8 protein-coding genes are annotated in these 9,752 nt (G+C 70.6%); 2 read left to right on the forward strand and 6 right to left on the reverse strand.

Going from position 1 to position 9,752, the window contains the following annotated elements; genetic code table 11:
- The 6 genes from ACQKM2_RS15440 to ACQKM2_RS15465 all read right to left on the reverse strand — a co-directional run.
- Positions 1–379 (reverse strand): condensation domain-containing protein (locus ACQKM2_RS15440; protein ID WP_427709944.1); only part of this gene is annotated, 379 nt, incomplete at its 3' end.
- A 36-nt stretch (positions 380–415) separates the two neighbouring features.
- Positions 416–616 (reverse strand): MbtH family protein, encoded by a 201-nt coding sequence (locus tag ACQKM2_RS15445; RefSeq protein ID WP_427709946.1) that lies wholly within the window; start codon positions 614–616, stop codon positions 416–418.
- Positions 613–1,395: a thioesterase II family protein gene (locus tag ACQKM2_RS15450; RefSeq protein ID WP_427709947.1), complete on the reverse strand. Its 783-nt coding sequence runs from the start codon at positions 1,393–1,395 to the stop codon at positions 613–615. The genes ACQKM2_RS15445 and ACQKM2_RS15450 overlap by 4 nt, the downstream gene beginning before the upstream one ends.
- A 29-nt stretch (positions 1,396–1,424) precedes the next feature.
- Positions 1,425–3,173: a non-ribosomal peptide synthetase gene (locus ACQKM2_RS15455; RefSeq protein WP_427709949.1), complete on the reverse strand. Its 1,749-nt coding sequence runs from the start codon at positions 3,171–3,173 to the stop codon at positions 1,425–1,427.
- 41 nt (positions 3,174–3,214) lie between these two features.
- Positions 3,215–4,132 carry a TauD/TfdA family dioxygenase gene (locus ACQKM2_RS15460; protein WP_427709951.1) on the reverse strand — a complete coding sequence of 306 codons (918 nt, stop codon included), beginning with the start codon at positions 4,130–4,132 and terminating at the stop codon, positions 3,215–3,217.
- Between the two features lie 469 nt (positions 4,133–4,601).
- Positions 4,602–7,850: an AfsR/SARP family transcriptional regulator gene (locus tag ACQKM2_RS15465; protein WP_427709953.1), complete on the reverse strand. Its 3,249-nt coding sequence runs from the start codon at positions 7,848–7,850 to the stop codon at positions 4,602–4,604.
- A gap of 152 nt (positions 7,851–8,002) precedes the next feature.
- Here ACQKM2_RS15465 and ACQKM2_RS15470 point away from each other — a divergent pair, with 152 nt between their 5' ends.
- Entirely contained in the window at positions 8,003–9,016 is a 1,014-nt protein-coding gene (locus ACQKM2_RS15470; RefSeq protein WP_427709955.1) for an NADP-dependent oxidoreductase, read from the forward strand.
- A complete protein-coding gene (locus tag ACQKM2_RS15475; protein ID WP_427709959.1) occupies positions 9,016–9,633 on the forward strand; it encodes an NAD(P)H oxidoreductase in 618 nt (205 codons plus the stop codon). Before ACQKM2_RS15470 ends, ACQKM2_RS15475 begins: the two co-directional genes overlap by 1 nt.
- Positions 9,634–9,752: the final 119 nt, after the last annotated feature.

Here is a 9,752-nt window from a genome sequence, read left to right on the forward strand (position 1 = left end):
GACCCACCACGAACAACGACGCCCGCACCGGCAACTCACACCCGAGATCAAACGGCCGCCGGGCCTCCTCCTCCACAGCCGCGGAAAGCTCCGCGGCCGTGCACTCGATGACGGCCCAGGGGACGTGTGCCGCGGATTCTTCGATGACCCGCTGGTGGGGCTGCCCTTCGACGGCGGGGAACACCGTCCGCAGGCTCTCGTGGCGGGTGACGACGTCGGCAAGCGCCGCGCGCAGCGACGCGGTGTCCGTCGCGCCCCTCAGCCGCCAGGCAATCGGAAGGTTGTACAGGACCGCATTGTCGGCAGAGGCCAGGAACCACAGGCGCTGCTGGGCGAACGACAGCGGAGGGTGCGGACTGGTCTCTTGAGGCTGGCTCACGGTGGTACTACTCCTGGCATGCCGGTGGGTGCGGTTTCAGCGAGCGCGGAGGCTGGACGGACGGATGTCGGTCCAGTGCCGTTCCACGTGGTCGAGACAGGCCTGCCGGCCGTCCGGTCCGAAGGTGACGTTCCACCCGCCGGGCACGGCGTTCTCGGCGGGCCACAGCGAGTGCTGGTCCTCGGCGTTCACCAGCACGAGGAATGTGCCGTCTTCCTTCTCGAAGGGGTTCGTCATCGAGCTTCGCTCCTAGAGGTCTTGGGGGCGGTCAGCGCCGGAATGGACACCGGGAGGCGACGCCAGATCTCGGGGGTGTAGAAGTGGCCGCCCGGCAGGACGTCGTGGCGGAAGTCCCCCAGGGCGAGGCCCTTCCACTGCTGCCCGGCATCCGAGGCGATCACGTCATCGTTCTCGCCGGTGATCACCTGGAGTGGCGTCTTGACCCGGTCGCCGGGCCGGTAGGCGAACGTGTCCCGCACGCGGATGTCCGCGCGCATCAGCTCCAGGGCCATTTCCTGAAGGTCGGGGTCTTGCAGGACGTGCTCGGGCATCAGGCCGTGGGTGCGCATCCAGGTGAGCAGCTGCTCGTCCGTGTCCCGCCGGTCCGGGAACATGTCCTTGACCGTCAACCCGCGACTCGGCGCGTTCGCGGACGAGACCACCAGGGCCTCGGGAACGGGCCCGCCCTGCTTCTCGATGCGGACAGCGACATCAAAGGCCATCCAGCCTCCCATGCTGTGGCCGAACAGGACGTAGGGACCCTCGGTCGCCGCGGACAGCACGGCCTCGGTCGCATCGTTCGCGAGCTCATCCCAGTTCTGGGCGAAATCCTCGAGAAAGCGTCCGTCTCGACCCGGATAGCAGATGGCCGCCAGGTCGACGTCCGGCGGGACGACATCGCCCCACGCGTGATACGGGCCGGTGCCGCCACCGCAGAATCCGAGACAAACGAGTGTTCGCGTTGGATTGCTCGTCCGGCGGGACCTTACGACTGTGGTGTCTTGTTCCGCTGCCATGGCGCGAATTCCTTATAGTGCGCAGAAAGTTAGCAAATACTGGCTTCGACGTGCTGGGCCAGATCACGCAGTCGGGGGTGCTGGTAGACCGCCTTGACGGGAAGTCGCACCCCGAGTTCCTTCTTGATCCTGGACACGAGTCGCAGGGCGATCAGGGAGTGTCCGCCGAGGGCGAAGAAGTCGTCGTCGGCGCTGATCCGATCCCTCCCCAGTGCTTCGGCCCAGACGTCGGCGATCAGCTTCTCCACCGGGCCGTCGGGTTCCACTCCCTCGCCGGTCTCCACCGTGTGCAGGGCGAGCAGGCGGTCCCGGTCGATCTTTCCGTTGACGGTCAAGGGAATGGAATCGATGTGGACGAAATCCGTTGGAAGCATGTAAGCGGGCAGCACTGTCGCACAATGGTCCCGGAGTTCCGTGGATGACGGCACGAGATCTGCGACGTAATAGGCCACGAGTCGGTCGTCGAGCACCTCGTCGTCTCGCACGACGACAACAGCGGTCTTCACTTCCGGGTGCGCGCACACGGCGGCTTCGACCTCTCCCAGCTCAATCCTGTAGCCGCGGACCTTCACCTGCCGGTCGGATCTTCCCATGAACTCCAGAACGCCGTCATCACGCCTCCGGACATTGTCGCCCGTCCGGTACATACGCGATCCGTCTGCGCTGAACGGGTCTGCGACGAATCGCTCCGCGGTGAGGGCCGACTGGGCGACGTAGCCGTGGGCCACACCGCTGCCCGCGAGATAGAGTTCGCCGATCTCGTGCTCGGGGACCGGTCGAAGGTTCCGGTCGAGCACATAGGCCCGCTTTCCGGGGAGCGGCCGACCGATATGGGGTCCTCCGCTCTCGATCCAGGCGGCAGTCGCGTCGACTGTGCACTCCGTCGGGCCGTAAAGGTTGAGGGCTTCGATCTTGCCGTCCGCCTTCGCCTCGGCGATCTCCTGCCACACGCGGTCGGGCACCGGTTCGCCGCCCATGAAAAGCCGCATGACCGGTCCGCCCGAGCCGTCCGCGAGGAGGCACGTACGGAACAATTCCCAATGGGACGGAGTGAGGTCGAGGTCTTCGATCCCATAGGTGTCGATGAGCGACCGCAGCCGCGCCGGATCAGTCCGATGCTCCTCGTCGAGGACAACCAGGGTGTCACCCCTGCAGACCCGCACCCATTGCTGCACGGACGCGTCGAAGGAAACACTGGCATTCCACCCGACGACACGGGGCTCCGGCGCATATACTCCGGCGTTTTCCAATGCCGCGATCAAACTCTCCACGCCACCCCACGTGGCTTGGACGCCCTTGGGCCGCCCCGTGGAACCGGATGTGTAGATCACGTACGCCGCGTCGTACGGCGTCGTGCTCAAGCACGGAACAGGACGGTCGTCCTCGGACATCCTCGCCGCTTCCGGCGACACGAGGGGCACCCCCTCGGCCCACGACAGGGAGGCCTGATCGCTGACCACCAGGCGGATCTCAGCCCCCTTCACCGCGCCGGCCAGCCGCTCCTGCGGGTAGGACGGGTCAAGGGGCACGTAGACGCCACCCGCCCGCCAGACACCCAGCAGCGCGACGACGAGGTCGGTGCTCCGGGGAAGGCTCACGCCGACTCTCATCCCGGGCTCAAGCCCTCGCCCTCGCAGAATCCGGGCAAGGCGCGATGAAAGGTGGTCGAGTTCGGTGAAACTGAGCTTACCGCCGATCGCGTGAACCGCGATCCGCTCCGGCGCTGCCGCCACGATCCGATTGAATCGTTCCAACACATCTACGGGCGGTTCACTCATGCAGAATTTCCCCCTGAACGGTTCCGGATAATGTGCAGCAGTTACACGTTTGGCGTGAACGGCGAAGCCGGCGCCGGAAGCGGGCTCGGCTTGCAATGGTCCAAGGAAACCGGGTCACCCATGGCCACCACGATCTTTCGGTCGCCACGGAAGGGATCACGACCGTGCGCAGCCAGAATGTTGTCCACGAGCATCACATCACCCGGCTGCCAGGACTTCCGAACCGTCGCAGCCTCGTATGCAGAATTGACGGCATCCAACTCGTCCGAAGTGAGTGGCAGCCCGTCACCGAAAGCCGTGTTGAACGGCAGCCCGTCCCGGCCGAACTCCTCGACCAAAGCTTCGCGAATATCACTGTCGAGCGAGAGCGAATTCCAGAAGGCAAGGTGATTGAACCAGACTTGCTCGCCGGTCTCCGGGTGCTCGATGATCCCTGGACGAACTTGCCGGGTCACCAGGCGGTCGCCCTCTTTCCACTCCCACGAAATGAGATTCCGTGCACAGTATTCCTCGACAGCCGAAGGATCCTCGGTCGCGAAGGAGGTTCTCCAGTCGAGAGATATGTACTCGGAGTAGTTGCGGGTGAGCAGCCAGCCGTGCTCGCGCATGCGGTCCAGAAGCCGAGGAGGGATGCCGCGGAGGACCTGCCGTACATCGGCGACCGGGGTGGCTCCGCCCTCGGCGGGCGCAGCGAGGCACCCGAACAGCAGCGTCCCCGGAAAATCGAGTGTGTAACTGTTCTCGTTGTGCATTCGTATGGCCTGCGAGGCCGGAAGGTCTGTCGAGGAATAGACAGAATTACCGTAGTCGCTCCGCGGTGTCGCCTTTTCGCGATAGGGCGTCTGCTGCGGGATGAGCACATCGCGCACCCTGCCGAAGCTTTCGGTATCGAAAACAGGAAGGCCGCGGATGAAAATCGCACCGTGCGTACGCAGGGCGACCCGCAGCTCCGCCATCATCGATGAAAGCTGTTCACACGCCTCCGATATCCCGCCTACCGGAGAGAGCGACAAGGTCGCCGGCTCCCCTGTCTCGATACCCCAAGAAACCACACCAGCTGTTCCAGCAAATGGCACGAATGCCCCCCGTTTAATGTTATTCAAGCCTGGTCGAGCGAATAACGAGCATCACGCTAACGATCATCAAGCAGGCCTGTCAAGGCCTTTAATCTGCAGCCGCCCACCGCGCCACGAAAACATCAACAATCGGGCAAATTGCGGATACTCGACCTGCGGGGACGGGCGAAGCATCACCGCAGGACCCCCTTGTCATCGGTTTCCTGGATGAATCCGTGCGCGGCGAACCGGCGCAGGTCGCAGCTGCTGGACCCACGGAGCTCCCCGGGACGCACCGCCGTCCGAGAGGCGGTGGCCGGGCCTTCCTGTCAGGGGGCGGCGAGCACGGACGCGGCCCGGGGGTGTCCGCGCCTCACCGGATCGCCTCGGGGGACAGCTCGCGGCCCGACGCGAAAGCGGTCTCGAAGCCCGGTGCGCCCAGGTCCCTTCGGGCGAGGGCCGCCGTGCGGTCGGTGTCGGTGCGCTCCCCCGCCGGCAGGGGGGAGCCGACCGAGTCGCGCAGGGCGGCGGCGGTGCCCAGGAGGGACGCGGCCCGGGCAGACCGGCCGGCCAGGGCGTGGGCGCCCGCCAGACCTTCCAGCGCGAGTGCCTGTGCGCGCGGGTCGCCGGTGCGGCGGGCGGCGTCCAGGCCCTCCTGGTGCAGGGCCAGTGCCCGCTCCGCGTCTCCGCGCTGCTCGGCGGCGTAGCCGAGCTGCGCCAGGATCAGCGCGGCGCCGGAATCCACGCCGAGGCGCCGGTTCCACTCCAGCCAGGGCAGCAGCAGGGCTTCCGCCGAGTCCAGTTCGCCGCGCCGCCGGGCTCCGAGGGCCAGGCCGGTCTCCGCGAACTGCTGTGCGGGGGCGTGCGCCTGCTCGACCGCCAGCTTGCGGGCCCGTTCGTGGAAGTCGGTGGCCCGCACGTCGTCGCCGGTCAGCAGGGCGAGCCGGCCCAGCCGGGCCAGGCCGAAGGAGGCGCTGGTCCACAGGCGCAGCTCCTCCGCGTCCCGTACGCCGTCCCGGTGCAGCCGGGCCGCCGTCTCGTAGTCCCCGGCGATCTCGGCGAGGACTCCGAGCTGTTCGGCGGCCTGCAGATCGCCCCAGCGGTCCCCGAGCCCGGCGAACAGGGCGGCACTGCTCTCGGCGTACCGGCGCAGGGCCGGCAGATCCCCCTGGTAGAGGGCGCGCGTGGCCCGGGCACTGAGTGTGGCGGCCTCCCCCCAGCGGTCGCCGAGCGCCCTGAATTCGGCGCCCAGCGCCGTGAGCTCGGCGGCGTCCGCCTCCTGCTCCGGCGGGCCGCCGAAACCGCAGCGGGCGAAGAGGAGCAGCCAGCGGGCGTGCGGGTCCGCGGCGGAGAGGTCCTGCGCGGGCGGTACGTCCTGTCCGGTGAGCAGTGCGCACGCGGCGCGGCGGGCCCGGGCGGAGGCGTGGTCCGGATCGCGGTCCGGGCCGTCCGGGACGGCCGCCGCCCCGTCCGGGTCGTGCCGGGTGAGGACGAGGTCCAGTGACCGGACCGCCTCGCCGATCCGGCCGCGCAGATGCCAGTACCAGGTGAGGGAGTTGACCAGGCGCAGCCCGTACGGCCCGCAGGCCAGGGCGGCCCGCAGGTTCGGGGACTCGGCGTCGAGGCGGTGCAGCCATTGGCGTTGCGCGGGTCCGCGCAGCAAGGGGGCTGCCTGCTCGGCGAGTTCGGTGAAGTGCAGGGCGTGCCGGTGCCGGACGTCCGCGGCCGTGCCCGTCTCGTCGAGCCGTTCCCGGCTGTAGGCGAGGACGGACTCCAGCATCCGGTAGCGGGTGGCGGCGCCCGCCGCCGGGACGACCAGGGAGCGGTCCACGAGCCGGCCGAGCAGGTCGAGGACCTCGTCGGCGGGCGTCCCGGCCCCCGCGCACACGGATTCCGCCGACTCCAGCGTGAACCCGCCCGCGAACACGGAGAGCCGCCCGAGCAGGGTGCGCTCGGGCGGGGTCAGCAGCTCCCAGCTCCAGTCGATCACGGCGCGCAGGGTGCGGTGGCGGGCCGGGGCGTCCCGGCGTACCTGGTTGAGCAGTCGGAAGCGGTCGTGCAGCCGGTCGGCCAAGGCGTGCGCTCCGAGCGACCGGATCCGGGTGGCGGCCAGTTCCAGGGCGAGCGGTATGCCGTCGAGACGGCGGCAGATCAGTGCGACGGCCTCGGTGTTCTCCGGCTCCAGGGCGAAACCGGGGGCGCCGGCGGCGGCCCTGGCGGTGAAGAGCTCCATGGCCTCGGACTCGGCGAGCGGGGCCACCGCCTCCAGGACCTCGCCCGACAGGGCCAGGGGCTCCTGGCTGGTGGCGAGGACGTGCAGGCCCGGGGCCCGGCTCAGCAGGCGTCCCATCAGCGCGGCGAGCGGCTCGATGAGCTGCTCGCAGTTGTCGAGGAGGAGCAGCAGCCGCCGGACCGACAGGGCCCCGGCCAGCCGCTCCTCGGCCGCCCGCCCGGTGGGCCTGGTGGGCTCGGTGTGACCGGTGTGACCGCCGTGTTCTTCCGGGCCGTCGCCGGCGGTGCCGTCGTCGCGGAGGCCGAGGGCGGCCGCCACGGCCTCCACGGCCTCGGCGTCGGTTCCGATGCCGGCGAGTTCGACGAACCAGACGCCGTCGGGGAAGGTCTGCGGGCCGTGCTCGGCCAGACGGGACGCCGCCGCCAGCGCGAGCCGGGTCTTGCCGACCCCGCCGGGCCCGGTGAGGGTGACCAGCCGGCCCGCCCGGACCAGACCGCACACCCGGGTGATCTCGTCCCCGCGCCCGACCAGGGAACTGACCGGCGCGGGCAGGTTCGTACGGATCCGCGGCCCTGGGGCGGAGGCGGAGGCGGAGGCGGGCAGCACGGCCGCGGGCGTGGAGGACACCGCGGCAGGGGCCAGGGCCGGGTCCTGGCGGAGGATCGCCTCGTGGAGCCCGGCGAGTTCCGGACCGGGGTCGATGCCCAGCTCGTCCGCGAACCGTTCCCGCAGTTCCCGGTACACGGTGAGCGCCTCGCTCTGCCGGCCGGACCGGTAGAGCGCCCGCATGAGGGCCGCGGACAGCCGCTGCCGCAGCGGATTGCGGCCTACGAGGGCCGCCAGTTCGTCGGCCAGCAAGGCGTGTTCGCCGATCTCCAGGCGCAGCTCCGCGTACTCCTCCCACACCGTGAGCCGCTGTTCCGCCAGCCCGGCGATGGCCGCCTGGGCGAAGCCGGCATCGCGTTGGTCGGCGTACGCCTCCTCCGCCCGCCACAGCCCCAGGGCCTGTGACAGCAGCGAAACCCGGGCCGCCGGATCGGGCTGCTGCCGGGCCCGGGCCGCGAGCGCCTCGAACCGGCCCGCGTCCACCGCCTCCTCGGCCACCCGCAGCGCGTAGCCGGCCGGCCCGAACTCCACCAGGGCCCGGGCCGCCGGGTCGGCCTTGGCGAGGGCCCGGCGCAGCTGGGACACCTTGGTCTGCAGGGTGTTGGCGGGATTTCCGGGTACGGAGTCACCCCACAGGTCGTCGATCAGCCGGTCCGCCGGCACCGGCCGGCCGCGGTGCACCAGCAGATCGGCGAGCAGGGCCCTGACCTTGGCCTCGGGCACGGGGACGGGTACTCCGTCGTCCGTTCGGACGGTGACCGGGCCCAGCACCTCGAAAAGCATGTGATCACGTTAACCGGTGGCCGCACGGCCCTGCCGGGACGGCCGTGCGCGGACCGTCAGCGGTTCGTGCGCGGCCCCCCGCATCGTGATGTCCGTGGCCGAGACCGGCCACGAAGACAGAACTCAGACCCCACAGCCCGGAGGCCAGAACCATGTCCGTCACCTCTCGTGAGATCCGGCTCGCCGCCCGTCCCGCCGGTGAGCCCGGCCCGCAGCACTTCTCCCTGGTGAGCACCGAACTGCCCGAGCCCGCCGAGGGCCAGATCCTCGTCCGGAACACCTGGATGTCCGTCGACCCCTACATGCGCGGCCGGATGGACGACGCCCCCTCCTACATCCCGCCCTTCGAGCTCGGTGCCGCCCTGGAAGGCAGCGCGGTCGGCGAGGTGGTCGCCTCCCGCGCGGGGTCCGTGCCCGTGGGGTCGACCGTGTCGCACTTCCTCGGCTGGCGCGAGTACGCCCTCGTGGACGCGGCCGCGGCCACCGTCGTCGATACGGCGCTCGCTCCGCCCGCCGCCTACCTGGGCGCCCTCGGCACCACCGGCCTCACCGCCTACGCCGCACTCACCCGTACCGCGCCGGTCCGGGAGGGCGACGTCGTCTTCGTCTCCGCGGCGGCCGGGGCGGTCGGCAGCGTGGCCGGGCAGCTGGCCCGGAAGCTGGGGGCCTCCCGGGTGATCGGGTCGGCCGGCGGCCCGGAGAAGACGAAGAAGCTCCTCGACGCGTTCGGCTACGACGCCGCCGTCGACTACCGGGCCGGCGGCCTCGACGAGCAGCTCGGCCAGGCCGCGCCCGACGGCATCGACGTCTACCTCGACGCGGTCGGCGGCGACCACCTGCGCGCGGCGATCGGCGCGATCCGGCCCGGCGGCCGGATCGCCATGGTCGGGGCGATCAGCGGCTACAACGCGACCGCGCCGGCACCCGGTCCGGACAACCTCTTCCGGGCCGCCGCCCAGGAGGCGACCCTCCGGGGCATGCTCGTCAGCAGCCATTTCGACCTCTTCCCGGAGTGGACCGGCAAGGCCGCGGGCTGGCTCGCGGACGGCAGCCTGCACACCGAGCAGACCGTCGTCGAGGGCATCGAGCGGGCGCCCGAGGCCTTCCTGGGTCTGCTGCGCGGCGCCAACACCGGCAAGATGCTGGTCCGGCTGGGTGACCGCTGATGTCGCACCCGGACCCGCGCACCACCGGCAGGGCACGGACCCGTGCCCGCGCCCTGCTGGTGGTGGCGCACCCCCGCACCGATTCGCTGACCGCTCAGCTCACCGCCCGGACCCGGGACAGGCTCGTGCACGAGGGCTTCGAGGTGGACCTCCTCGACCTGCACGAGGAGGGCTTCGACCCCCGCATGACCCCGGCGGACGAGCCCGACTGGGCCGACCGCGAGAAGGCCTACTCCCCCGAAGTCCGGGCGCACATGCGGCGGATCGAGGAGGCCGACGCGCTGGTCGTGGTCTTCCCGCTCTGGTGGTTCGGTCTCCCGGCCGTGCTCAAGGGCTGGATCGACCGGGTGTGGAACCACGGGTTCGCGTACGGCCGGAGCAAGCCCCGGCTGGCCGGCAAGCGGATGGTGTGGATCAGCCTGGTCAGTTACACGGAGGAGCAGTTCACCGAGCTGGGCTGGGACCGGGTCGTCGCCCGCACCCTCCGGGAGGGGATCTCCGGCTTCTGCGGCATCGAGGACGCGTCGGTCCACTTCGTGTACGACTCCCTCCGGGCGGGGGAGCAGGCCTTGGCCGCAGCCGCCGGCCCGGCGCTCGACGGCCTCGCACCGGCGTAGGGGTGGACGGACTCCGGGCCGGAACGGCGGTGCCGGCGGTGCCGGCGGTGCCGGCGGTGCCGGCGGTGCCGGCGGTGCCGGCGGTGCCGGCGGTGCCGGCGGTGCCGGCGGTGCCGGCG

The sequence above is a fragment of the Streptomyces sp. NPDC004126 genome (assembly GCF_050275515.1).
Taxonomy (GTDB): domain Bacteria; phylum Actinomycetota; class Actinomycetes; order Streptomycetales; family Streptomycetaceae; genus Streptomyces.

Bases quoted from the DNA above. Each gene is read 5' to 3' on its own strand.
- ACQKM2_RS15460 (WP_427709951.1), bottom strand. From the start codon at position 4,132: ATGATGGCGGAGCTGCGGGTCGCCCTGCGTACGCACGGTGCGATTTTC.
- ACQKM2_RS15465 (WP_427709953.1), bottom strand. From the start codon at position 7,850: ATGCTTTTCGAGGTGCTGGGCCCGGTCACCGTCCGAACGGACGACGGA.
- ACQKM2_RS15445 (WP_427709946.1), bottom strand. From the start codon at position 616: ATGACGAACCCCTTCGAGAAGGAAGACGGCACATTCCTCGTGCTGGTG.
- ACQKM2_RS15455 (WP_427709949.1), bottom strand. From the start codon at position 3,173: ATGAGTGAACCGCCCGTAGATGTGTTGGAACGATTCAATCGGATCGTG.
- ACQKM2_RS15470 (WP_427709955.1), top strand. From the start codon at position 8,003: ATGTCCGTCACCTCTCGTGAGATCCGGCTCGCCGCCCGTCCCGCCGGT.
- ACQKM2_RS15475 (WP_427709959.1), top strand. From the start codon at position 9,016: ATGTCGCACCCGGACCCGCGCACCACCGGCAGGGCACGGACCCGTGCC.
- ACQKM2_RS15450 (WP_427709947.1), bottom strand. From the start codon at position 1,395: ATGGCAGCGGAACAAGACACCACAGTCGTAAGGTCCCGCCGGACGAGC.